Origin of the sequence: Flintibacter muris (assembly GCF_943192995.1) — a bacterium.
GTDB lineage: Bacteria > Bacillota > Clostridia > Oscillospirales > Oscillospiraceae > Lawsonibacter > Lawsonibacter muris.
On the sequence record NZ_CALPCP010000011.1, the window covers coordinates 1 to 24,115 of the forward strand.

At 60.1% G+C, this 24,115-nt stretch carries 24 protein-coding genes; 16 read left to right on the plus strand and 8 right to left on the minus strand.

Annotation, left to right across the window (positions count from 1 at the left end; translation table 11 throughout):
* Window positions 1-82: 82 nt before the first annotated feature.
* From NFS22_RS10490 to NFS22_RS10500, 3 genes are all read left to right on the plus strand, one after another.
* Window positions 83-1,138: a hybrid sensor histidine kinase/response regulator gene (locus NFS22_RS10490; protein ID WP_251317722.1), complete on the plus strand. Its 1,056-nt coding sequence runs from the start codon at window positions 83-85 to the stop codon at window positions 1,136-1,138.
* 49 nt (window positions 1,139-1,187) lie between these two features.
* Window positions 1,188-1,679, plus strand: coding sequence for a hypothetical protein (locus tag NFS22_RS10495; RefSeq protein ID WP_251317723.1), 492 nt, complete (start codon window positions 1,188-1,190; stop codon window positions 1,677-1,679).
* A 408-nt stretch (window positions 1,680-2,087) separates the two neighbouring features.
* Window positions 2,088-4,058: a YgiQ family radical SAM protein gene (locus NFS22_RS10500; protein WP_251317724.1), complete on the plus strand. Its 1,971-nt coding sequence runs from the start codon at window positions 2,088-2,090 to the stop codon at window positions 4,056-4,058.
* A 28-nt stretch (window positions 4,059-4,086) separates the two neighbouring features.
* Here the strand turns inward: NFS22_RS10500 and NFS22_RS10505 are convergent, their stop codons facing one another.
* Complete coding sequence (locus NFS22_RS10505) at window positions 4,087-4,545, minus strand: hypothetical protein (protein ID WP_251317725.1); 459 nt, start codon at window positions 4,543-4,545, stop codon at window positions 4,087-4,089.
* 317 nt (window positions 4,546-4,862) lie between these two features.
* Here NFS22_RS10505 and NFS22_RS10510 point away from each other — a divergent pair, with 317 nt between their 5' ends.
* The 12 genes from NFS22_RS10510 (at window position 4,863) to NFS22_RS10565 (ending at window position 15,384) form a co-directional block, all read left to right on the plus strand.
* Window positions 4,863-5,318, plus strand: coding sequence for a ribosome maturation factor RimP (locus NFS22_RS10510; protein ID WP_251317726.1), 456 nt, complete (start codon window positions 4,863-4,865; stop codon window positions 5,316-5,318).
* 61 nt (window positions 5,319-5,379) lie between these two features.
* Complete coding sequence (gene nusA, locus NFS22_RS10515) at window positions 5,380-6,561, plus strand: transcription termination factor NusA (protein WP_420908863.1); 1,182 nt, start codon at window positions 5,380-5,382, stop codon at window positions 6,559-6,561.
* A 209-nt stretch (window positions 6,562-6,770) separates the two neighbouring features.
* Window positions 6,771-7,046, plus strand: coding sequence for an RNase P modulator RnpM (rnpM, locus tag NFS22_RS10520; protein ID WP_251317728.1), 276 nt, complete (start codon window positions 6,771-6,773; stop codon window positions 7,044-7,046).
* Entirely contained in the window at window positions 7,039-7,656 is a 618-nt protein-coding gene (locus NFS22_RS10525; protein ID WP_251317729.1) for a L7Ae/L30e/S12e/Gadd45 family ribosomal protein, read from the plus strand. The genes rnpM and NFS22_RS10525 overlap by 8 nt, the downstream gene beginning before the upstream one ends.
* Window positions 7,657-7,676: 20 nt before the next feature.
* Complete coding sequence (gene infB / locus NFS22_RS10530; RefSeq protein WP_251317730.1) at window positions 7,677-10,049, plus strand: translation initiation factor IF-2; 2,373 nt, start codon at window positions 7,677-7,679, stop codon at window positions 10,047-10,049.
* A 38-nt stretch (window positions 10,050-10,087) separates the two neighbouring features.
* A complete protein-coding gene (locus NFS22_RS10535; RefSeq protein ID WP_251317731.1) occupies window positions 10,088-10,228 on the plus strand; it encodes a hypothetical protein in 141 nt (46 codons plus the stop codon).
* 415 nt (window positions 10,229-10,643) lie between these two features.
* Window positions 10,644-10,871, plus strand: a complete 228-nt coding sequence (locus NFS22_RS10540; RefSeq protein ID WP_277614762.1) for an endonuclease domain-containing protein — start codon at window positions 10,644-10,646, stop codon at window positions 10,869-10,871.
* A 23-nt stretch (window positions 10,872-10,894) separates the two neighbouring features.
* Complete coding sequence (gene rbfA, locus NFS22_RS10545) at window positions 10,895-11,284, plus strand: 30S ribosome-binding factor RbfA (RefSeq protein WP_251317732.1); 390 nt, start codon at window positions 10,895-10,897, stop codon at window positions 11,282-11,284.
* A 4-nt stretch (window positions 11,285-11,288) separates the two neighbouring features.
* Entirely contained in the window at window positions 11,289-12,236 is a 948-nt protein-coding gene (locus NFS22_RS10550) for a DHH family phosphoesterase (protein WP_251317733.1), read from the plus strand.
* Window positions 12,229-13,098 (plus strand): tRNA pseudouridine(55) synthase TruB, encoded by an 870-nt coding sequence (truB, locus tag NFS22_RS10555; RefSeq protein WP_251317734.1) that lies wholly within the window; start codon window positions 12,229-12,231, stop codon window positions 13,096-13,098. Before NFS22_RS10550 ends, truB begins: the two co-directional genes overlap by 8 nt.
* Before the next feature lie 6 nt (window positions 13,099-13,104).
* Window positions 13,105-14,007: a riboflavin biosynthesis protein RibF gene (ribF, locus tag NFS22_RS10560; RefSeq protein ID WP_251317735.1), complete on the plus strand. Its 903-nt coding sequence runs from the start codon at window positions 13,105-13,107 to the stop codon at window positions 14,005-14,007.
* 6 nt (window positions 14,008-14,013) lie between these two features.
* A complete protein-coding gene (locus NFS22_RS10565; protein WP_251317736.1) occupies window positions 14,014-15,384 on the plus strand; it encodes a DUF1576 domain-containing protein in 1,371 nt (456 codons plus the stop codon).
* A 54-nt stretch (window positions 15,385-15,438) separates the two neighbouring features.
* Here the strand turns inward: NFS22_RS10565 and NFS22_RS10570 are convergent, their stop codons facing one another.
* The 5 genes from NFS22_RS10570 to NFS22_RS10590 form a co-directional block, all read right to left on the minus strand.
* On the minus strand, window positions 15,439-16,845 hold the full coding sequence (locus NFS22_RS10570; RefSeq protein ID WP_251317737.1) for a serpin family protein: 1,407 nt from the start codon (window positions 16,843-16,845) through the stop codon (window positions 15,439-15,441).
* Between the two features lie 127 nt (window positions 16,846-16,972).
* Complete coding sequence (locus NFS22_RS10575) at window positions 16,973-17,398, minus strand: CD1247 N-terminal domain-containing protein (protein WP_251317738.1); 426 nt, start codon at window positions 17,396-17,398, stop codon at window positions 16,973-16,975.
* A 14-nt stretch (window positions 17,399-17,412) separates the two neighbouring features.
* Window positions 17,413-17,976, minus strand: coding sequence for an elongation factor P (gene efp / locus NFS22_RS10580; RefSeq protein ID WP_251317818.1), 564 nt, complete (start codon window positions 17,974-17,976; stop codon window positions 17,413-17,415).
* Window positions 17,977-18,378: 402 nt separating this feature from the next.
* A complete protein-coding gene (gene trhA, locus NFS22_RS10585) occupies window positions 18,379-19,107 on the minus strand; it encodes a PAQR family membrane homeostasis protein TrhA (protein ID WP_251317739.1) in 729 nt (242 codons plus the stop codon).
* 316 nt (window positions 19,108-19,423) lie between these two features.
* Window positions 19,424-19,594, minus strand: coding sequence for a DUF362 domain-containing protein (locus tag NFS22_RS10590; protein ID WP_251317740.1), 171 nt, complete (start codon window positions 19,592-19,594; stop codon window positions 19,424-19,426).
* Between the two features lie 120 nt (window positions 19,595-19,714).
* Between NFS22_RS10590 and NFS22_RS10595 the strand changes: the two genes are divergently transcribed.
* Entirely contained in the window at window positions 19,715-22,144 is a 2,430-nt protein-coding gene (locus tag NFS22_RS10595; RefSeq protein ID WP_251317741.1) for an ATP-dependent Clp protease ATP-binding subunit, read from the plus strand.
* A gap of 96 nt (window positions 22,145-22,240) precedes the next feature.
* On the opposite strand, the gene NFS22_RS10600 is transcribed toward NFS22_RS10595, so the two are convergent.
* Window positions 22,241-22,756, minus strand: a complete 516-nt coding sequence (locus NFS22_RS10600) for a DUF6892 domain-containing protein (protein ID WP_251317742.1) — start codon at window positions 22,754-22,756, stop codon at window positions 22,241-22,243.
* A 12-nt stretch (window positions 22,757-22,768) separates the two neighbouring features.
* A complete protein-coding gene (locus NFS22_RS10605; RefSeq protein WP_251317743.1) occupies window positions 22,769-24,103 on the minus strand; it encodes a 2-hydroxyacyl-CoA dehydratase in 1,335 nt (444 codons plus the stop codon).
* Window positions 24,104-24,115 lie beyond the last annotated feature (12 nt).

Consider the following 24,115-nt stretch of genomic DNA (forward strand, 5'->3'; position numbering starts at 1 on the left):
TTTCATTTCTTCTGCCCCCTTCCCTTCTATTTTACCATACTTTCCGGGCGGGGGGGATTAAATCAGTGGTTCCTTAGGACTGTTGGCCATTCTGGAAAAAAGCCCGGACGATCCGGAGCGGCAGCAGGCGTGCCGAAAGAAAATCCGCGTGTCGACGGAGCATCTGCTGTCCCTGGTAAACGACGTTCTGCAGGTCAGCAAGCTGGAGAGCGGCCGGCCAACGGCGGAGGTGGAGGAGCCCTTTGACCTTCACGCCACCCTGGAAGACTGCATTACTATCCTGTCTCCTCAGGCAGAGGAGGCAGAAATCCGGCTGGCGCTGGAGGAGGTCAGCCTGCGCCACAGTCGGTTAATTGGAAATCCGCTGCATTTGAAGCAAATTTTGATGAATGTTATTGACAACGCCCTCAAGTATAACCGCCCTCACGGTTCTGTATCTATCCGGGTGGAGGAAACTGCTTTCTGTAACGGCAGTGCAAGCTACCGTTTTGTGGTGGAAGATACCGGAATCGGCATTGGGGAGGACTTTAAGCCGCACATTTTTGAACCCTTCACCCAGGAGCACCCGGATGCGAGGACCCACTATAATGGCGTTGGCCTTGGCATGTCCATCGTAAAGAAACTGGTGGACCAAATGCAGGGAAGCGTTGAGGTAAACAGTTCCCCCGGCAAGGGGAGCGTCGTCCAAATTAGCCTGCCCATCCGCGTCGACGAGGCGGGGCGGACCAGGGAGGAAAAACAGGACGGACAGGGTGATATTGCCGGGATGCATGTCTTGCTGGTAGAGGACAACGAGATTAACTGCGAAATTGTGGAGTTTATTCTTCAGGGCGCGAATGCGGAGGTAGTGACCGCCGTGAACGGAAAAGTCGCTGTAGACATCTTCAAGTCCTATGCTCCGGGAACATTTGACTGCATCCTGATGGATTTGATGATGCCGGTCATGAGCGGATATGAGGCGGCCCGGGTAATCCGCAGCCTGGATCGGGCAGACGCGAAGACCGTACCCATCATCGCGCTGTCGGCCAACGCCTTTGAAGAGGACGTTGCGCTGGCAAAGGACGCCGGAATGAACGGACATCTGGCAAAACCGGTGGACATCCGCAAGATGTTCCGGCTCATGAACAGCCTGCGGTGACGGCGGGAGCGCCAGCCTTGCCATGGTGGTGAGGATTTCTTCCAAATATATGGGCGAGGTCCTGTTCCTGGAGCCGGACAGCTCACTGATGTACTCCTTTGTGATACGAAAGGGCGGCAGTTACGTTGTACGGGATCAGGGCGGGAAAACGAAAGCTATTTTGATCGGCAGTATAAAATCTTTGACGGCCAAAGCGAAGAGGCCTATATCTATCATTCAGCAGCTGACGGCCGCCATGAACGCCGGCGAAGAGCACTCCGTTATTTTGAAAAGCGGCGAATCGCGCCAACATCTGCACTGCACCAGCCTGCCTTACTGCGAATGGTATCTGGTGACGGTCCTTCCGTTCGACGGGCTGGATATCTCGAAGATTGAAAGCGGCAAGATGACGCTGAATGTCAAGCCAATGTCGCTGAGGGAGTTGATGGACAGTATTATCAATATCATACAGCCCCAGGTTAAGGCGAAAAACAGCGGTTTAACGCGGCCGCTTAAATATGAAGCACTGGTAATCCAGGAAGACATCTCTATTGCTGGCTGACCTCATTCAGCCAGCGTCTGCAAACAATTTGCGCATAATTCTTGACTGTATCCAGTAGGTTTTGTATGGGTTTCTGTTTTAACGGGTTTCTACAATTTGTCCTTACGTCAGAGAAACTTCTCCATCATCTCCACAGTTCAGCTACTGTTGACCGCCTCCCACACCGCCTGATGTAACAGGCGGCTATTTTGCTTTTCTAGCCACACCAGACAGTCAGAAGACCTTGCCGGCGGACAAGCTATACTCTCATCTGAGGTATCTTGTAGACTCTGCTGCTTGGCCTTGGAATAGTTGTACTTTTCGCTATGTATCCATATTATATGAAAATCCGACAGACAGGACAAGTCTGTCCAGTTGACGGATTTCTTTGCGGCTGATATACTTTCCCTACTGAAAGGAGGGCCAATGATGTCCTTTGACCGAGATTTATTCCTCCCTGTGAGCCGGGAGGACATGGCGCGCCGGGGATGGGATTTTTATGATTTCCTGCTGATCACCGGAGATGCCTATGTGGATCATCCCTCCTTTGGCCCGGCCATTATCGGGCGGCTGCTGGAGGGGGCGGGCTATCGGGTGGCCGTGCTGGCCCAGCCGGACTGGAAGTCCGCTGCCCCCTTTGCCGCCCTGGGCCGGCCCCGGCTGGGGGTGCTGATCGGGGCGGGGAATATCGATTCCATGGTGGCCCACTATACCGCCGCCAAAAAGCGCCGCCATGACGACGCCTACTCCCCCGGCCGCAGGGCGGGCCTGCGGCCCGACCACGCCACGGCGGTCTACTCCAACCGGGTGCGGGAGGCTTTTTCAGATATCCCCATTATTATAGGAGGACTGGAAGCCAGTCTGCGCCGCTTTGCCCACTACGACTACTGGGAAGACAAGGTCCGCCGCTCCGTCCTCCTGGACGCCCAGGCGGACATTCTCACCTACGGCATGGGGGAGACGGCCACCCTGGAGATCGCCGCCCGGCTGGCTTCAGGTACGCCAGTTTCTGAAATCACCGACGTCCGGGGCACCTGCGTTGTGGGGAAGCACCCCGGTATTTGCGCCTACCCCCGGGTGGAGGTACCCTCCTTTGAGGAGGTGTCCGCCTCCAAACGGGCCTACGCCCAGGCCAACATGGTGGAGTATCAGGAGCACGACGCCGTATCAGGAAGGGCCATTCTCCAGAGGCACGGGGACCGGTTCCTGATTGTCAATCCCCCCGCCCTCCCCCTGACCACCCGGGAGCTGGACCGGGTGGCTGAGCTGCCCTACGTCCGGGAGCCCCACCCAATGTACGACGAGATGGGAGGCGTCCCCGCTATCGAGGAGGTGCGCTTTTCCGTCACCCACAACCGGGGGTGCTTCGGGGCCTGCAATTTCTGCTCCCTGGCCTTTCACCAGGGCCGAACCATCTCCTGCCGCAGCCACGACAGCGTCATCCGGGAGGTAAAGGCCCTCACAGAGCACCCCGGCTTCAAAGGTTACATCCACGACGTGGGCGGGCCGTCGGCCACCTTCCGCCGCCCTTCCTGTCAAAAGCAGCTGAAAAGCGGTATGTGCCGGAACCGGGCCTGCCTGGCTCCGGAGCCCTGCCCCAACCTGGACGCTGACCACACCGATTATATGATGCTTCTGCGCAGGCTGCGGGAGATTCCCAAGGTAAAAAAGGTGTTTATCCGCTCAGGCATTCGTTTTGACTACCTGATGAAGGACCCCAGCGGAGAGTTTTTCACCGATCTGGTCCAGCACCACATCTCCGGACAGCTGAAGGTGGCTCCGGAGCACTGCGTGGCCCACACCCTGGACTACATGGGCAAGCCCCGCATTGAGGTCTATGAAAAATTCCGAGAGAAATACTTTAAACTAAACCGCCGCTACGGCAAGGACCAGTATCTGGTGCCCTACCTGATCTCCTCCCATCCCGGCTGTACCTTAGAGGATGCCGTCCGGCTGGCCGAGTGGCTGAACAAGCAGGGTCACATGCCCGAGCAGGTTCAGGATTTTTACCCCACCCCCGGCACACTGGCCACCTGCATGTGGTACACCGGTATTGATCCCCGAACCATGGAGCCGGTATTTGTCCCCAAAACGCCCCATGACAAGGCCCTCCAGCGGGCGCTGATGCAGTGGCGCAAGCCCCAGAACCGGAAGCTGGTGCTGGAGGCCCTCCGCAAAACAGGCCGGGAGGACCTGATCGGCTACGGTAAGCACTGCCTGGTCAAACCGGACAAGGGGGAACACCCCCCTCAGCCGGCCCGCAGGGCAGACAGCTCCTCCATAGGAGACAAGGGAAGAAAGAAGCCTCGAGCCGATACCCGCACCCGGGTGGAGAAAACGGACAGCCCCGCCAAACCGGTCCGAAAGAAGGGCTGGGCCAAGCCGAAGAAGAAAAAATAGGATGGGCTGATTGCCCATCCTATTTTGGTTAATATCGCACCGCGCTGGAGTCAGGCTCCCAGCTGGGGGTGCCGCTGCTGGCCATCCCGGCGTTATTGCCGGTAATCACGTCGCCAATACCCCGGCCAATGTCGCCAATGGCGTCACCGGCGTCCCGGACAATATCCCGGGCGTCCTGGGTCAGGTCCCGGGAGGCGGCGCTGCCGTCATTGTCATAGACCTGGCCGTTGGTGCCGGCGGTGTAGCGGCCGTCATCAAAATAGCTGCGTCCGTTGTAGATGGTCTCACCGCCGTAGCGCCGGCTTACCGTACCGGCACTGCCGGACACGGAACCGCCAGCGGTGCTGCCGGAGACGGTTCCGGAGCCGGTTGAGCCGTTGGCGCCGCTCTGATTGCCGGCGTTGGTGTTGGGGTCCCGGTTGCTGCAGGCCGTCAGCGAACCCGCCAGGGTGAGGGCCAGGGCCAGAGCCAGAATGCTCTTTTTCATCAAAATATCCTCCCGCTCTTTTTTTCACGGAAGTCCCATCCGCTGTCTATTATGTGCCTGATTTGACCTGTTCAGTCCGGTAATGAGCGGCTAAATTGGAATTTTTGACCGATTTTGACGGAAAAATCCTTGGAAGCCCTCCGCTTTTTTGGAAAAAACTTCGGTGGAATCCCTTGCAATTTATATTGCGGTGTGGTATAGTATACTCAGAATGTAAGGTGGTATGAGTGAGAGTGGGGTCGCGGCTCCGCTCTTTTTGATTGAAAAAACCGCCTGCCCCTGGGGGTGCGGGCGAACCGGAGACAGGAGATTATTGCATGGCAAAGGTAACTGACGCTGTAGCGGCTCTGGCCCGTCCTATCGTGGAGGGCGCGGGCTGTTCCCTGTGGGATGTGGAATATGTGAAGGAGGCGGGGACATGGTTCCTCCGCGTCTATATTGATAAGGAGGGCGGCGTGTCTATTGACGACTGCGAGGCTGTCTCCCGCCCCCTGTCCAACGTTCTGGACGAGGCCGACCCTATCGAGGGCAGCTATACCTTTGAGGTGTCCTCCGCCGGGGCGGACCGGGCGCTGAAAAAGCCTGAGCACTTTGCCCGGTTCCAAGGTGAGGAGGTAGAGGTCAGGCTCTACCGCCCCCGGGAGGGCCGCAAGGAGTTTGTGGGGCTGCTGAGATCTTATGAGGACGGCGGTGTCACCCTGGATGCGGGCGGCGAGGAGATTATGTTCAGCAAGCAGGAAATTGCGCTGGTACGGCTGTACCTGCGGGTTTGACTTTAGGAGGAAGAGGACCGTGGCAAAACGAGTAACGAAAAAAGCCGTCAATACCAACGAGATGGACGGTAAGGAGTTTTTTGAGGCAATCCATCAGATTGAGCAGGAGAAGGGCATTAAGCCCGGCTACATGATGGAGAAGGTGACCCAGGCCCTGCTGTCCGCCTACCGCCGGGACCACGAGGGGGTGGGTGAAAACCTGGTGATTGAGGCCGACGAGGCCACCTACACCGTCCGCCTGTTTTTGAAAAAGGAGATTGTAGAGGTGGTAGACAACCCCGCCACCGAGATCAGCCTGGATGAGGCCCGCCGCTCCCTGCCCCAGGCCGAGCTGGGCGACACAGTGCGTATGGAGGTCAAGGCCCGCTCCTTTGGCCGTATCGCCGCCCAGACCGCCCGCCAGGTCATCATCCAGGGCATCCGCGAGGCGGAGCAGGGGATGATCTACGACGAGTTTTCCACCAAGGAGCACGAGCTGCTCACCGGTACCATCACCCGCATTGACCCCCGAAACGGGGCGGTGTCCCTGCGGCTGCACTCCGGCTCTGAGTTTACCGACGCCTACCTGGGCTCGGGCGAACAGGTGAAGGGGGAGCGGTATGTCGAGGGCCAGCGGCTGAAGGTGTATGTGGTGGAGGTCCGCCGGGCCACCAAGGGCCCCCAGGTGCTCATCTCCCGCACCCACCCCGGCCTGGTCAAGCGGCTGTTTGAGCTGGAGGTCCCCGAGGTCTACGACGGCACGGTGGAGATCCGCTCCGTGGCCCGTGAGGCGGGCTCCCGTACCAAGATGGCCGTCTGGGCCTCTGAGCCCAATATAGATGCCACCGGCGCCTGTATCGGTCCCCGTGGACAGCGGGTGAACACCATTGTGGAGGAGCTGAAGGGGGAGAAGATTGATATTATCCCCTGGTCGGAAAATCCAATGGAATACATTGCCGCCGCTCTGTCCCCCGCCGACGTGATCAGCGTGGAGGAGCTGCCCGCTGTGGGTGACGCCAAGAGCTGCCGGGTGGTGGTTCCTGACGACCAGCTGTCTCTGGCCATTGGCAAGGAGGGCCAGAACGCCCGCCTGGCCGCCAAGCTCACCGGCTATAAGATTGACATCAAGCCCGCCTCCGCTCCCCTGGAGCCTATTGAGGAGCTGATGGCTCAGGTTGAGGCAGACGCCGCCGAGGCCGCCCTGGAGGAGGCCATGGCCCAGGCCGAAGAGGACGGGGAGATTCCCGAGCGCACAGAGGAGTAAGGGCATGAAAGCCTCCCTTCCCAAAGGGAGGTGGCATTTGCGATGCAAATGACGGAAGGTTTTCTCCAATCGAAATACATCTGTCTCTGTCAGGAGAAAACCCCCACCCAGCTCCGCCGGGAGCCCCCTTTGCGAAGAGGGCCTTGAGCGAACGCTGTCCGCCCCGCAAAGATGACTGGAATGAACGACCTCAAAGAGGAGGAAGAGCCTTGCCCAAAAAGATACCCATGCGCCAATGCGTTGGCTGCCGGGAGATGAAAGAAAAAAAGTTGCTGATCCGGGTGGTAAAATCTCCCGAGGGCCAGGTGTCCCTGGACTTCAAGGGCAAGCTGCCCGGTCGGGGGGCCTATGTGTGTCCCAGCCCGGAGTGCTTGAAGCGGGCCCGGAAGAGCCGGGCGCTGGAGCGGGCCTTTTCCGCCCAGCTTCCCCCGGAGGTCTGGGAGGGGCTGGAGGAGCAGATAAAGGAGGTGGAGCCCCATGGCTAACGATCCTGTCCTCCATCTGCTGGGTCTGGCCAAAAAGGCCGGCCTGCTGGAGGTTGGCGAAGAGCCTGTGGGGGCCGTGTGCCGGGCCAGGCAGGCCAGGCTGGTACTGCTGGCCGCCGACGCCGCCCCCAATACCTGCCGCCGGGCCGCCCACTTCGGCGAGGCGGGAGAGGTGCTGTGGCTGGAGGTCCCCTTCTCCAAGGAGGAGCTGGGCTTTATCCTGGGCCGGTCCTCCTGTGCCATGCTGGCCCTTACCGACGCGGGCTTTTCCGCCGCCGTTGTGGAAAAGCTGGCCGCCCGGAACCCGGATCAGTACGGCCCCGCCGCCCAACAGCTGCGTACCAGGGCCGACCGGGTGCTCCAGCGGCAAAAGGAGCAAAGGCAGCATGAGAAAAACCTCCGCCGGGGCAGGGGAAAGCCTTGGGCCCCGCCGCCTCCGCCCAAGGATGAGGCTGTGCCGCCCCAGCGGGGCAAGCCCAGGCCGCCCAAGGCCCACCGGCGTCCCAAGGACGGCCCTCCCAAGGGGCCTCAGGCGGACAGCAGACAACCCCATAAAGCAACCGGCGGTCCCGGCGGACGCCGCCTTACCGGCAAGCTCCGTCACTCCTAAGAATCGAGGTGTATCCATCTATGATGATTAAATATCCTGTCCATAAGCTGGCCAAGGACTTTACCAAAAACGGAAAGGTCCTGCCCTCCAAAGAGATCATGGACATCCTGACCCAGTACGGCCACCCCCCCAAGAACCACATGCAGCCCCTTACCGACGTGGAGCTGTCCATTGTGTTTGAGTACCTGACCCAGCACAACCAGATCGACTCCATTGAATCGGTCTATGCCGACGTCTACCACGATCCTGAGGAGAAGAAGGGGGAGGCGCCCAAAGCGGAGGCGGGGCAGTCCGCCGCCAAGGAGGAGAAGAAGGATGGCCAGCCCCAGCAGGGTCAGTCCAAGCCCGCACCCCAGCAGGATAAGGCCAAGCCGGCAATCCAGCAGCCCACCAGCCGCGTCCCAGCCAAGAAGGTGGTGGACACCCGGGGCGGCCCGGCAGTCAACCTGGAGAAATACGACGAGCGGCTGGAGAACTTTACCGACCAGCGCCGCCAGGACATGCGGGGCGGCAAGCAGAAGCTCCCCAAACAGAACCAGCGCAGCCGCCAGCAGGGCGGCCGGGGCCAGTCCTTTGGCAGCAAGCGCCGCCAGGAGGAGCAGGACCGGATGCGCCGCCTCCAGCTGGAGATTGCTAAAAAGGCCCCTGTCAAGGTACTCATTCCCGACGAGATCGGCGTGGGCGAGTTGGCCTCCCGGATGAAGAAGACGGGCGCCGAGGTGGTCAAGTGCCTTATCAAGAACGGGGTTATGGCCTCCCTTTCCGACATTATCGACTTTGACACCGCCGCCATCATCGCTGAGGAGATGGGCTGCAAGGTGGAAAAGGAAGTGATTGTCACCATTGAGGAGCGCCTGATCGACACCGCCGAGGACAAGGAAGAGGATCTGGTGGGCCGCGCCCCGGTAGTGGTGGTCATGGGCCACGTGGACCACGGCAAGACCTCCTTGCTGGACTACATCCGCCACGCCAACGTGGTGTCCGGCGAGGCCGGCGGCATTACCCAGCATATCGGCGCCTACCAGGTGAATGTGAAGGATCACACCGTCACCTTCCTGGATACCCCCGGCCACGAGGCCTTTACCGCCATGCGCGCCCGGGGTGCCATGATTACCGACGTGGCCATCCTGGTGGTGGCCGCCGACGACGGCATTATGCCCCAGACAGTGGAGTCCATCAACCACGCCAAGGCGGCCAACATCCCCATCATTGTGGCCATCAACAAGATGGATAAGCCCGCCGCCAATCCCGACCGCATCATGCAGCAGCTCACTGAGTATGAGCTGGTTCCCGAGGAGTGGGGCGGCGAGACCATTGTGTGCCCCATCTCCGCCAAAACGGGCATGGGCATTGACAATCTGCTGGACATGGTGGTCCTCACCGCCGAGGTCCAGGAGCTGAAGGCCAATCCCAACCGCTCTGCCCACGGTGCGGTGATCGAGGCCCGGCTGGACAAGGGCCGGGGCCCGGTGGCTACCCTGCTGGTGCAAAACGGCACTTTGAAACAGGGCGACGTGATTATTGCCGGCACCGCCGTGGGCCGTGTCCGGGCCATGACCGACGCCCGGGGCCGCAAGCTCACCGAGGCGGGTCCCTCTGTGCCGGTGGAGATTATCGGTATGGGCGAGGTGCCCGGAGCGGGCGACGACTTCCACGCTGTAGCGGATGAACGCATGGCCCGCACCCTGGTGGAGCAGCGCAAGCACGAGCAGAAGGCGGCCGTCAACAGCCCGGTGGGCAAGGTCACCCTGGAGGACCTGTTCAGCCAGATCCAGGCGGGAGAGATGAAGAACCTGAACGTCATTGTCAAGGCCGACGTCCAGGGCTCCGCCGAGGCGGTGAAGGCCTCCCTGGAGAAGCTGTCCAATGAGGAGGTCCGGGTCCGGGTCATCCACTGCGCCGTGGGCGCCATCAGCGAGAGCGACGTGATGCTGGCGGGCACCTCCGGGGCCATTATCGTGGGCTTCAACGTCCGTCCTGACAACAACGCCAAGGATTCCGCCTCCCGCATGGGGGTGGATATGCGGATGTATCGGGTCATCTATGACGCAATCAACGAAATTGAAGCAGCCATGAAGGGCATGCTGGCCCCCAAGTTCAAAGAGGTGGACCTGGGCCGGGCCGAGGTCCGGAACGTGTTCCGCATTACCGGCGTGGGCATGGTGGCAGGCTGCTACGTGCTGGACGGCAAGATGCAGCGCAACGCTCAGATGCGCCTGCTGCGGGACAATATCGTCATCTACGACGGAGCTATTGCCTCCCTCCAGCGCTTCAAGGACTCCGTCAAGGAGGTGGCCTCCGGCTATGAGTGCGGCATCACCTTTGAGAAATTCCAGGATATCAAAGAGGGCGACATCATTGAGGCCTACCTGATGGAACAGATTGAGGTGTAAGCTTTTAATTGTTCAGAAAGGAGATATCAATTACGGGAATGACTGATAGTCAATTCAAAGATTTCATTCAGTTCGTCTTGGATGCCCTGCTGGACGCTCAAAGCGAGAAGGACCAAAGAGTTCGGGACGCCAAAACCCAAAAGGTGATTGATAATCTCCAAAAAGTATTAGAGGACTGAGCCAACGGGGCGGGCGTTTTCGCCCGCCCCGGTTTGGTTTTCGGTCCCGCCCGCAGGCGTAAGCCTCCTTTTGAAAGGAGGTGCCCCAGTGCGCACACTGGGGCGGAGGATTGCATTTTGGCGAAGCCAAAATATGCGAAGCAGACGAAAGCTTGCAAACCTGGTTTATTGCATATGGTTCGCTTCGCGAAACACAATCCTCAGTCAGCCTTCGGCTGACAGCCCCTTTCAAAAGGGGCCTTGCCCGATGCGGCGGGGATGAGAGATGAAGGAGGAGGCCGCTGTGACTTTTTTACCACGCAATAAAAAAGAGAGGCCGCATTCAACGCGGCTGCGCAACGAGCCTACGCCTGCGGAGAGGCGGCTGTGGTATGATTTTCTGCGTACCGCATCCCCCTGATGGAACCGGCAGCGGATTATTGACAGCTACATTGTAGATTTTTTCTGCCTGAAAGCGAAGCTGGTTGTTGAGTTGGATGGAAGCCAGCACTATGATGACAATGGCTTGATCGAATATGATAAAATCAGGACAGACTATTTGGAAGCGTTGGAACTGAAAGTTTTGAGGTTTACCAATGAGGAAGTTGAAAATAACTTTGCTAGGGTCTGCAAAAAATACAGCTTGAAACAGATCAGAGACTAAAGACAACCTGAAGGAGAAACAACATGGCAAGCAATCGAATCGGACGCATTAACGAAGAGGTCCAGCGGGAGCTGGCCGCCCTTATTCCCAACGTAAAGGACCCTCGGGTGACGGGGATGATTTCGGTAACGGCGGTGGACGTGACCCCGGATCTGAAATTTGCCAAGGTGTATATTTCAGTTCTGGACAAGGAGGACAGCAGCCAGGTACTCAAGGGACTGAAATCCGCCTCCGGCTGGCTCCGGCGGGAGCTGGGCCGGGCGCTGAACCTGCGCCATACACCGGAGCTCACCTTTTTCCAGGACGACTCCATGGCCAAGGGGGCCAAAATTCTGGAGATGCTCCGCAACCCCGAGGTGGTCAAGCCGGCCAACCCGGCCAACGAGCACATCATTTTAGACGAGGAGGACTAAAGACATGACCCCTCAGCAGGCAGCCGCATTTCTGACGGCCCACGATAACTATCTGATTTTGACCCATGTGCGCCCCGACGGGGATACCATCGGCTGCGGGGCAGGCCTGTGCAGGGCCCTGCGCCAGATTGGAAAAACCGCCTATATTCTGGAAAACCCGGAGGTCACAGAGCTGTTCACCAATTATGTGGAAGGGTTGACGGTTGGGCCGGATTTTGTCCCCGGCACGGTGGTGTCGGTTGACATTGCCGCCCGCTCCCTCTTTCCGGAGGCAGCAAAGCCCTATTTGGACCGGGTGGACCTAGCCATTGACCACCACCCCTCCCAGGAATTTTTCGCAAAGGAAACCTGTCTGGACAGCAAGCGGGCCGCCTGCGGTCAACTGATTTTGGATATTGTGAAACAATTTGCCAAAATCACACCGGAGATTGGGGAGGCCCTCTATGTGGCCGTCTCCACCGACTGCGGCTGTTTTCAGTACAGCAACGCAGACGCCGACGCCCACCGGGCGGCGGCTGAGCTGATGGAGAGCGGCTTTGATCCCTACCCTGTCAACCGGAAGTTCTTCCGCACCAAGACCTTTAAACGGCTCAAGCTGGAGGGCCTCCTTACCGCCGGGATGGAGCTGCGGGACCAGGGTGCCACCGCCCTGGTCTTCCTGACCCGAAAGATGATCGAGGAAGTGGGGGCCAGCGAGAGGGATATGGACGATATTTCCGCCTTTGTGGGCCAGATCGAGGGGGTCAAAAACGGGGTGACCCTGAAGGAGAGTGTCGGCGGTCATGTGAAAATTTCCCTGCGCACCGACCCCGGTGACCTGAACGCCTCCTCCGTCTGTGCTCTTCTGGGGGGCGGCGGCCACGCCGCCGCCGCGGGTGCCATGCTGGAGGGGACTATGGAGCAGGTGCGCCAGCGGGTTATTGACGCAATTGAGCAGGTGCGCAATGGCTAGTGGAATTTTAGTGATTGATAAGCCCGCCGGCTGGACCTCCATGGACGTATGCGCCAAGCTGCGGGGGATATTTCACGAGAAGCGGGTGGGCCATGGGGGTACCCTGGACCCCATGGCCACCGGTGTGCTCCCCGTCTTTATTGGCCGGGCCACCCGGGCGGTGGAGTTTGCGGAGAAATCCGAAAAGGAATATGTGGCCGGATTAAAACTGGGCGTTGTCACCAACACCCAGGATATCACCGGCGAAGTTCTGGAGACACACCCCGTCCAAATCAGCCAAGAGCAGCTGGAGGAGGCCTTGGTGCGGTTCCGGGGGGACATTATGCAGATCCCCCCCATGTACTCCGCCATCAAGATCAACGGCAAGAAGCTCTACGAGCTGGCCCGCAAGGGCCGTGAAGTGGAACGGCCTGCCAGGCCGGTGACCATAAAGGCCCTGGAACTGCTGCGCCAACAAGGAGAAGACCTTTATATCATCCGGGTGCGCTGCACCAAGGGCACCTACATCCGCACCCTGTGCCACGATATCGGCCAGGCCCTGGGCTGCGGGGGGTGCATGTCCTCCCTGGAGCGGACCATGACGGCGGGCTTTTCCCTGGGGGACGCCCGTACTATGGATGAGGTTCAGAGTGCACAGGACCCCGCCGCCCTGCTTATGCCGGTAGACACCCTCTTCCAGGACCGAAAAAAGCTGGTGCTGGACCGGGCGACAGAAAAAAAGATCCGAAACGGTATGATTGCTGTGCTGCCCCATCTTGACTCGGGGGAGTATCGGACCTATGCCATGAGCGGTGAATTCCTGGCCCTGTGCCGGTGCCGGAACGGCAAGCTGGGCGCAATCAAGAGCTTTTTTGAGGTGTAGTATCCAATGGAGAAACAACGCAGAGTAATCGCCCTGGGCTTTTTTGACGGGGTGCATCTGGGCCACGGGGCTTTGCTGCGCACCGTGAAGGAGACGGCAGCCCGGCTGGAGGCCGTCCCGGCGGCCTTTACCTTTGACAAGAGCCCCACTGCTGTTATCACCGGGCAGAGCGTCCCCCTGCTGTCCACCGTGGAGGACCGCATCCTCCTTATGCGGAGGTGCTACGGGATACAGGAGGCGGTGGTGGCCTCCTTCGACGCCATGCAGCGCATGGACTGGGAGGACTTTATCACCAAATATCTGGTGGAGGAACTGGGCGTGATCCATGTGGTGGCCGGCCACGACTTCCACTTTGGCTACATGGGCAAGGGCAACCCGGAGCGGCTGCGGCATAAATGCGCCCAGCTGGGCGTAGGCTGTGACATCATCCAAAAAGTGGAGCAGGACGGCATCACCATCTCCTCCACCTACATTCGGAACCTGGTGGCTCAGGGGGAGATGGAGCGGGCGGCGGAGTTTTTGGGCCATCCCCACATCCTCACCCAGCAGGTGAGCCACGGCAAGGGGATCGGCCACTCGGCCCTGGGCTTTCCAACGGTCAACCTGCGGGTGCCCGAGGGTGTGATTGTCCCCGCCTTCGGCGTCTACGCCACCAAGGTGTGGTTTGACGGCCAGAGCCGGGCCGCCGTGACAAATGTTGGGGTCCGGCCCACCGTGGCCGATAACGACGGACGGGTGACTGTGGAGGGCTTTATTCTGGACTTTGACGGCAATCTCTATGGCCGCCAGGTGCGGATGGAGTTCCACAAGCGGCTGCGGGGGGAGCGGAAATTCCCCTCCATGGAGGCCCTGGCCAGGGAGATCAGAAGGAACGCGGAGCAGACACGGGAGTTTTTTGAGGGAGCGTGACAGCCAATGACGAGGGGCGTATTCCACCTTCTGCACCATGAGCACCAGGCCCGGTATGACAAGATGTTCCCCTATCTGTGGGCCTATGCCATTTTGCTGGTGCTGGCCGGCTTTGTGCTGGACAACCCCGCCAACATCCTGCGCGGGCTGTACACCATCATTACCACCGAGGACGCCCTGATTACCGACTACGTTCTGGTGGCCGGGCCGGGGGCCGCGCTGGTAAACTCAGCCATTGTCACCGCGATCAGCATCTGTCTGCTCTACGCCTCCCGGGATACCCTCAACGGCATGACTCTGGTGGAGATGGGGCTGATGTCGGGGTTTTCCCTGTTTGGAAAGAATTTTTTGAATATCTGGCCCATTCTGGCCGGGACCTGGCTGTATACAAGGGTGCGCAGACAGCGGCTGGCGGGCAATATCGGCATTGGACTGATGGCAACCGCCCTGGCCCCCATTGTCAGCTACATCGCCTTGGATAACGGCTGGGGCGGCCCGGTGGAAGGGGTTCTGGTGGGAATAGCCATTGGATTTATCATGCCTCCGCTGGCCACCTATACCTACCGCATCCAAAACGGCATGAACCTGTATAACGTGGGGTTTGCCTGCGGGCTGGTGGCCCTGGTCTGCGTGCCGCTGATGGCATCCCTGGGGGCGGACCCCACCACCCACTACCGCTGGGCCAGAGGCTATGAGCTGCCCTTCGGGCTGATGCTGGGGGTGCTGTGCGTACTTCTGATTGTGGGCGGACTGTTTTTTGCTCAAAAGCCGGTGTGGGCGTCCTGGGCGGGGTACCGCCGCCTGCTCCAGACCAGCGGCCGGGCGCCCAGCGACTATCTGCGCATGTTCGGCCCGGCCCCGGTGTGCATCAATATCGGAGTCAACGGCCTGATCGGCATGGCCTTTCTGCTGGCCACCGGAGGCGACCTGAATGGCCCCACCGTAGGGGGCATCCTCACTATTATGGGCTTTTCCGCCTTTGGCAAACACGCCTTCAATATCCTTCCGGTGATGGCCGGGGTGGCTCTGGGCAGCGTGGTGATGGACTGGTCCCTCACTGACTCCGCAGTTCAGCTGGCCTGCCTGTTCTGCACCACCCTGGCCCCCGTAGCGGGATACTTCGGGTGGGGCTATGGGGTGCTGGCCGGGTTTCTCCACTCGTCGGTGGTGCTGTATACCGGCTCCCCGGTGGCGGGGATGAACCTGTATAACAACGGCTTTTCCGGCGGGCTCATTGCCATTGTGCTCTACCCCACCATTATGGCCATTGCCCGCCACCGCAAGCCGGTGCTCCAGGAGGAGGACTACTTCGACCAGTTGGAGGGCGACCGGCCCGTTATGCCCCCTGAGCCAAAGAAGCTCAAGGAGGAGGAGTAAAAACAGCGGCGCCATATATGGCGCCGCTGTTTGTTTTGCTGCTGTAAAGGAAAATCAGTGAACCTGGTTGACGACTCCCACAAACAGGGGAATGTCCTGGTTGCGGATAAGGAACAGGAAGGGCCGGTCCAGGTCCATAACGCAGACCTCGGTGGGCTGGGGCGGCAAACTGGTGTTTTTCACCATCATCATGGTGACGGCGGCGGCCTCCACCCCCTCCTCATCCACCTTCACCCGGGCCAGCTGCTTGGCCTGATCCAGGAAAGCCCTCAGATCTGTGAGGGCGGACAGGTCAGCCCTGTCCGGATTGGACAGATCGGTGATTTCCAGGCTGTTCAGAGCTCCCATCAGGTCCAGGTCGGAGTTGACGTCAAACTTGGGCACCGACCATTGCACCTCCCCATAGAGGGCGGCATCCCCGTAGAACTCCAGGCGGGAGAGGAAGTCCTCCTCCTGGAGCAGAGACTGGGGGGCGATCCCCTCGTCAGGCAGCACAAAGACCATCTCCCCCAGGTGGGTGGCCAGCCGGGCGGCCTGATAGCCCTCCCGGCGGATAAAGTAGGTGTCCTGGGTCTTGTGCATAAAGTCCACCCGGCTCTCCTCCCCGGCGGCGTCAGTGAAGATGTCCTCCTCTGTCTGGCCGGCGTTGAACTCCTCCTGCCAGGCGGCCTTGTAGTACAGGGAGGACACCAGCAGAGCCAGAGTTTCGGGCATGGTCTGCACCACAGGGGCGTCCCCGCCAATGAGGCCGTTGGTCTGATTGCTTACCCAGCCGGTTACCGCTTGGTCGGCTTCATCGCTCCCCATGGGGACAGAGTAGGCCCCGGCAAAGTACTTTTGGGACAGGGTATCCAAAGTTTTCTGGACATAATTTCCCTGCATATTGCTGTTGAGCCAGATGGAGCTGCCCAGAATCAGTGCGCTCTGGCCGTCGTCGGTGTACAGGGCCCGCCAGAGGTGCTCCGCCTGATCCTGAAGGGCCTCCACGCTGTCCACGCCCATGGCGTCCAGCACCTGCTGGCGGCTGTCCCCGTTGGCGCACTGGGCCAGCATGGCCAGAGCTGACCACAGGGAGAGCGGGGAGTAGACGGCGTTTTTCCCCTCCTGACCGGCCAGGACCAGGGGAACGCTTTTGGCGGCGAAGGCGTTGAGGGCGGCGTGCTCCGCCTCGGTGACACTACCGGCCTCTCCTCTGAGCGCCCTGAGAGCGTCGGTGTATTTGTCATAAGCTTCGCTGTAGGTTTTCCAGGCCTCCTCGCCGCCCTCCTCCGGGAATTGGGGCTGCTTGGGGAACTCCGGGTACACCGGCTCAGACAGAGCATAGTTCATGTTCACAGGCGCGCCTCCTTTTCCGGCTGTGCTGTAGGCGTTCTGTTCCGGGGGCTGTTCGCCGGCGGGGTAACCGGCGCAGCCAGTGAGCAGCAAAACACAGGCCAGGGCGAAAGATACGATTCGTTTCATGATGTCTCTCCCTTCCGTTTTGTCTTCTGTTTCTTTGGACGCATTTTTTCAGAAAAAGTTTCCACCGGGAGAAAATTTTTTATAAAAAAGGGCGGCCCTGCGGCCGCCCCAATTTATATATGCTGACTCAGTCCTCAGGTACCTCAATACCCCCGGACTCCTCCTCGTCTTCCTCGTCGTCAGTGAGCTCCATGGCGTAGCGGGTACCGCAGCTGGGACACTCCACCTCACCGTCCACCAGGGCCTCGTCATCCACCAGGATATCCGCGCCGCAGGTGGGGCACTCCACCTCAAACCAGTCGTCGTCGTAGTCCCCGGCGTCCTCATCCTCGTCGAAGACCACCTCTTCCACGTCGGCCAGGTCGTCGGACAGTACGTCGATCTCCTCGCCCAGGTTGAGGGCGTTCTCCTCCAGGTCCTCCACAGACATGGCCAACTCCTCCATGATGCCGATCATCACGGAGATGAGCTTGCCCTCCTTGGATTTGGTGGTATCCAGATCCAGCCCCTCGGCCAGGCCCTTCAGATAGGCGACTTTTTCGGAAATAGTCATAATTTTACTCCTTATTACGCCTTGCAGCGCTCCAGATACTCGCCGGTGCGGGTATCAATCTTGATCTTGTCACCGGGGTTGATGAACAGGGGGACCTTGATCTCGGTGCCGGTCTCCAAGGTGGCGGGCTTGGTCACGTTGGTGGCGGTGTCGCCCTTAAAGCCGGGATCGGTCTCGGTGACCTCCAGCTCCACAAAGTTGGGGGGCTCCACGCCGAATACGCTGCCCTTGTAGGACATGATCTTGCAGGTCATGTTCTCCTTGACAAAGCGGAAGCTGTCACCCAGCAGGTCCTTGCCAATGGGGATCATATCAAAGGTCTCGGGGTCCATAAAGTAGTACAGATCACCGTCGTTGTAGCTGTACTCCATATCCTTGCGCTCCACAAAAGCCTGCTCAAACTTGGCGGTGGGGTTGAAGGAGGTCTCGGTCACGCCGCCGGTGATGACGTTCTTCATCTTGGTGCGGACAAAGGCCGCGCCCTTGCCGGGCTTGACGTGCTGGAACTCGACCACCTGCATGACCTTGCCATCCATCTCAAAGGTCACGCCGTTGCGGAAATCGCTGGCGGAAATCATTGCCATAGGAATCATCCTCCATTATATAAACTGATTTTAAGATATGCTGACCTATTTTACCCTATTTTTTCCCCTTTGGCAAGGGGTTTGACAGAAAAACCCACACTGTACTATCATTATTTTAAATACGCATTAGCCGCCCGGTCTGCATCCAGGCGGCTAAATTTTATGAACTAATCTTGGACTGGCCGCTGTAACAGCACCCTTCTGGTTTTCATTATAGACATTCTGATTGCTTTGTCAAGGAGACAAAGCGGTTTTTCACGGAAATCAATATTCAGAACATCCAGCCGTATTTGTAGGGCGGGACAGCTCGGCTCGCCGCTGATTGGCAGCTTTTGCGGACGGCGCGCCGGGGCCGTCTCGCCCTGCAGCGCCAAAATTGATGTCTGCAGCGGCTTTTTACAGCCACAGTACCACCCGGTACATCATCACAAAGTGGGCGATACTGCCCAGCAGGATGAACAGGTGGAAAATTTCGTGACAGCCGAAGCGGGGGTTGTTCCGGCCCGGCCACTTGACGGCGTAGAGCACGCCGCCCGCAGTGTACAGCAGTCCTCCGGCCAGCAGCCAGAAAAAGCCGTTGGCGGGCAGAGCGCGGTAGATAGGGACGATTGCAAAGATGGCCAGCCAGCCCATAAACAGGTAGATAGCGCTGGTGAGCCAGCGGGGGATGGCCAGCTTGGCAACGGTGAGCACCATCCCGGCCAGGGCCAGGGTCCATACAGCGATTACCAGCGGGATGCCCCCGGCGTTTCGCAGGACGGTAAGGCACAGCGGGGTGTAGCTGCCGGCGATAAGCAGATAGATGGAGCAGTGGTCATACTTGCGCAGGGCCAGCCGCCCGGGGACGGAGACATTGAGGCAGTGATACAGGGTGCTGGCGGTGTACAGGCAGATCATGGACAGACCGTAGACGGCGAACAGCCCGAACAGCAGCCACTTTCCCTGACTGGCGGACTGAACCAGCAGCGCGACAGTGCCCAGCGCAGCCAGCACCGCGCCTGCACCATGGGTGATGGCCGACCAGGGCCGCAGGCCGTCGTAGGGGTCCCGGACCTCCTTCCGGCGGCGGGGGCGGACGTTTACAGCGGGCAAAACGGGGTTGACAGTTAATGTATCGGTGCGCATAGAACACACTCCTTTCCAGAGGAGGCTGGGTTTCGGTCTTTCTTCTGATATAAGTATATCCTATCGCGCTCCAATTATCTATATAAAATATTACCAAATATAATTTTTAAAACTAGATAATATGATGTAAAAAGCCTCCCTGCGCCGGGATTGATTCGGAATCCGTCATGTAATATTCCTCTTGAGGGAGCACCTTAATTGCAGATTTCAATGTGGAGGCGTCCTGTGGCCGTCCCTACGTAGATATGTGGAGGAACAATACCTGTTTTGAGCGCAAAAAAACAGCGCCGGTAAAACCGGCGTTGCTTTTTGGTCATTAGCCCTGGGAAATCGCGCCCATGGGGCAGGTACCAGCGCAGGAGCCGCAGTCGATGCAGGCGCCGGCGTCGATGACGTAGTGGTCGTCGCCCTGGGAAATCGCGCCCACGGGGCAGCCGTCAGTGCAGGAACCGCAGCTGATGCAAGCGTCACTGATAACATAGGCCATAGTATGTACACCTCCATTAGAATGGTACCCCTATTCTATCACAATTTTTTAAAAATGCAATGCTAAATTTTTGAAAATACGGGTATGATGGAAGAAGACTTCTTTCTGAGGTGATTGTACATGGCAGACAGCCAATTCACATCCACCGCTCTGGGGGCCATCCGTCTGGCCCAGCAGAACGCCGCCCGCCTGGGGCACAGCTATGTGGGCAGCGAGCATCTGCTCCTGGGTCTGGCGGGCCAGGAGTTCAGTCCTGCGGCCATGGCCCTGCGACGGGCGGGGGCGGACAGCCAGGCGCTGCGCTCCGCCATAGCCCAGCGGGTAGGGACCGGCGTGCCCGCCAAGTCCAGCTTTCAGGGCCTTACCCCCAACTGCTGCCTGGCCATCCAGGGCGCGGTGGAGGAGAGCCGCCGCCTGGGCCAGAACGCGGTAAACTCAGAGCATCTGCTGCTGGGCCTGCTGCGGGGCAAGAGCAACGGGGCCTCCCGCCTGCTGTCCCACTGCGGGGTGGACGGGGAGGGACTGTACCGCACGGTTTCCGCCTCCCTGGGCGGGGAAGAGGCTCCCACCCCCAAGCCCCGGGCCCGGGAGCCGGAGCCCCGTCCCAGCGGCGACACCCGCCAGCTGGACCAGTGCGCCCAGGACATGACCCGCATGGCCTCAGAGGGCCGGCTGGACCCCATGATCGGGCGGAAGGAGGAGCTGGCCCGGGTGATCCAGATCCTGTCCCGCCGCACTAAGAACAACCCTGCCCTGATTGGCGAGCCCGGCGTGGGCAAAACCGCCGTTGTGGAGGGGCTGGCCACCGCCATTGCCGACGGCGCCGCCCCTCAGCACCTGCTGGGCAAGCGGGTGTACGCCCTGGACCTGTCCGCCATGGTGGCGGGCACCAAGTACCGGGGGGAGTTTGAGGAGAAGCTGAAGCACATCATCCAGGAGGTACGTCGGGCGGGAAATATCATCCTGTTTATCGACGAGCTCCACACCATTGTGGGGGCGGGCAGCGCCGAGGGGGCTATCGACGCCGCCAATATCCTCAAGCCAGCCCTCAGCCGGGGAGAGCTCCAGGTCATCGGGGCCACCACCATTGACGAGTACCGGAAATATATCGAAAAGGACGCCGCCCTGGAGCGCCGCTTCCAGCCCATCACTGTGAAGGAGCCCACCCGGACGGAGGCGCTGGAGATTTTGCAGGGTCTCCGGGGCCGGTATGAGGCCCACCACCACCTGATTATCTCCGACAGTGCCTTGGAGGCGGCGGTGGACCTGTCCTGCCGCTATCTGCCCCAGCGGTTCCTGCCTGACAAGGCCATTGACCTGGTGGACGAGGCGGCGGCCCAGGCCCGGCTGTCCGGCAAGGCCCTGCCCCCGGAGCTCCAGCGGCTGGAGGGGAGGGTGTCCCAGGCCGGCCGCCAGCTGGCCGACGCCGTCCGCCGCCAGGACTTTGAACAGGCGGCCATCCTGCGCAATGTGGAGCGGGACTTTCGCCGGGAGCTGGAGGGAGAGCGGCAAAAGTGGCAGTCAGGCCAGGGGCAGTTCGCTGTGGAGTCCCACCACATCCAGGCGGTGCTGTCCCAGTGGACGGGGGTGCCCGTCTGTGACCCGGATGAGGAGGACAAACGCGCCCTGAGTGAGCTGGAGTCCCGGCTGCGCCGCCGCCTTCTGGGTCAGGACAGGGCGGTGGAGACAGTGGTAAAGGCCATCCGCCGGGGCCGCCTGGGTCTGAAGGACCCCCGCCGCCCGGTGGGCTGCTTCCTCCTCCTGGGCCCCAGCGGGGTAGGCAAGACCCAGCTGTGCCGGTCTCTGGCCGCCGCCCTCTTTGGCAGCGAGGAGGCCCTGCTCCGCTTCGACATGTCCGAGTATATGGAGAGCCACACCGTCTCCCGTCTTCTCGGCTCCCCGCCGGGCTACGTGGGCCACGAGGAGGGGGGACAGCTCACCGAGCGGGTACGCCGCCACCCCTGGTCGGTGGTGCTGCTGGACGAGCTGGAAAAGGCTCACCACGACATCTGGTCTCTCCTCCTTCAGGTGATGGAGGAGGGGGTCCTCACCGACGCCCAGGGCCGGAGGACCGACTTTCGCAATACGGTGCTGGTGATGACCTCCAACCTGGGGGCTCAGCGGTTCGCAAAGGGAAAGCGGCTGGGCTTTGCCGCCGGGGGTGAGGCGGAGCGGGAGGAGCTGGAGCGGGCAGTGCTGTCCGACGCGGGCCGGACCTTTGCCCCCGAGTTTCTCAACCGCCTGGATGCCACCCTGGTCTTCCACCCCCTGGATGGAGACACATTGAACGCCATCACCCGCCAGCTGCTGTCCGAAACCCGGAAGCGGCTGGACAAGCTGGGCATCGCTATGGCGGTGGAGGAGGAGGCCGTCTCCCTGCTGGCCGGCAAGGGCAGCAGCCGTGAGTACGGCGCCCGCCCCCTCCGCCGGGCAATCGCCAATCTGGTAGAGGACCCCGCCGCCGATTTGATGCTGGCCGGCCAGCTGAAAAAGGGGGATACCCTGTGCGTCTCCGCCCAGGGGGACGAGGTGAAGGTAAGATTGGTGTAAAACCAGGCGGGAGTGTCCCTTTCGCATATTTTAACGTAAGGGCGGCCAAAGGCCGCCCCTACATGAAAATCTGCGATTAAGGACACTGCCGGAGGTTTAGTCCTCCGCTGTCACTTGGATTCCGAATCCCTCCAGCTTCTTTACAAGTTCCGCCGGGGGTGTGTGGTACATGCCGAAGGTGATGGAGGTTAAATTGGGAAACTGCTTCAGCTCCCGTTCGCTGATATCAAGAATATCGAAGGCCGCCCCATCCTGAAAAAATTCGTCAAAATCCAGCCACTGAGGGTTGATTTGGAAGTATATCTCCAATTCCTCCCCCACATAGAGCTCAGTGATTTTTCCGGCCAGGGAGACGGGAACTTGCAGCGCCTGGAAAAACCGGTTCCCCCGTTGGATGTACGGTTTCAGCCGGGCAAGGGATTCCTGTTCCGATGCCTCTTCTATATCGTCATACCGTTCAAAATACTCGTCGCCGCCCCGGTATTTCTCCCCCAGAAGGGCCTCGTCATACATCAGCTTCTGGACGACGGCCAGCTTGAAGGGCAGGTTGTCAAACACCAGGAATTCCTCCGCCGGCGCTGTATTCCGCTTAAACCGGTCCAGCAGTCCCATTTTCATAACCTCCTAAATGTTCGCGTGGGCCAGTTGGGGCTCCCGGTCGGTTTGGGGCTCCTCCCGGGGGCGGGCGGGCTGGGACTGGGTGAGCCCCCTGGCGTTGGCCAGCATCAGCTTGATCCGGTTTTCCTGATTGATCCGGGTGGCGCCGGGGTCGTAGTCGATAGCCACAATGTTGCTGTAGGGGTAGTCATCCTTCAGCTTGCGGATCATGCCCTTGCCCACGATATGGTTGGGCAGGCAGCCAAAGGGCTGGGTGCAGACAATATTGTTGGTGCCCGAGTGGATCAGCTCCAGCATCTCGGCGGTAAGCAGCCAGCCCTCGCCCATTTTGTTGCCGTCCCCCAGGTAGCCCTGGACCAGGCTGTGCAGCTCCTGGAAGGTGCCGGGGGCGCGGAAGCGGCCCGAGTGCTCCAGGGCCTCGATCATGTCCCGCTGGCAGGCCTCAATGTATTTCATAAACAGAGAACAGCCGAACTTCTTGATCCACTTGCCGCCGTAGAGCTCCACATCGGCCACCCGGTTGTAGATCTTGAAGATGATGAAGTCGGTCAGTCCGGGCACCACCGGCTCCACCCCCTCGGACAGGAGGAATTTTTCCAGGTTGTTGTTGCCCAGAGGGGCGAATTTCACATAAATTTCCCCCACCACACCCACGCGGATCTTGGGCTCCCCCGCCACGGGGATGGCGGCAAAATCGGAACAAATCTGGTCAAAATTGGCCCGCATCTGCCTGCGGCTCATGCCCTTGCCGGCCTGAAAGCCGTCCACCAGCTTCTGGGACCAGCGCTCGGTCATGGCGTCGGCGGCTCCCGGCTCCACCTCGTAGGGGCGGACCTGGTTTGCCGCATTGACAATCAGATCACCGTACATCATGGCGTACACCGCCTTGCGGACAAAGGGCAGGGTGAGAGAGAAGCCGGGGTTTTTCTCCAGCCCGGACAGATTCACCGACACCACGGGGATGTAGGCCATGTCCGCTTTTTCCAGGGCCTTGCGCAGCAGGTGGATGTAGTTGCTGGCCCGGCATCCGCCCCCGGTCTGGGTGATGAGCAGGCCCACCTTGTGGGGGTCGTAGCCCCCGTGCTTCACCGCGTCGATAAGCTGGCCAATGACCAGCAGGGCGGGGTAACAGGTGTCGTTGTGGACATATTTCAGGCCCTCGTCCACAATGCACCGGTGATTGGTGGTGAGCATATCCACCTTGTAGCCCTCGCACTCCAGCAGCTTTTTCATCATGCCGAAGTGGACAGGCAGCATCTGGGGCATGAGGAGGGTGTACTCCTCCTTCATCTCCCGGGTAAACAGCAGGCGTCCGGTGTTGTCGTAAACCAGTTTTGCCATTATGAAGAAGCT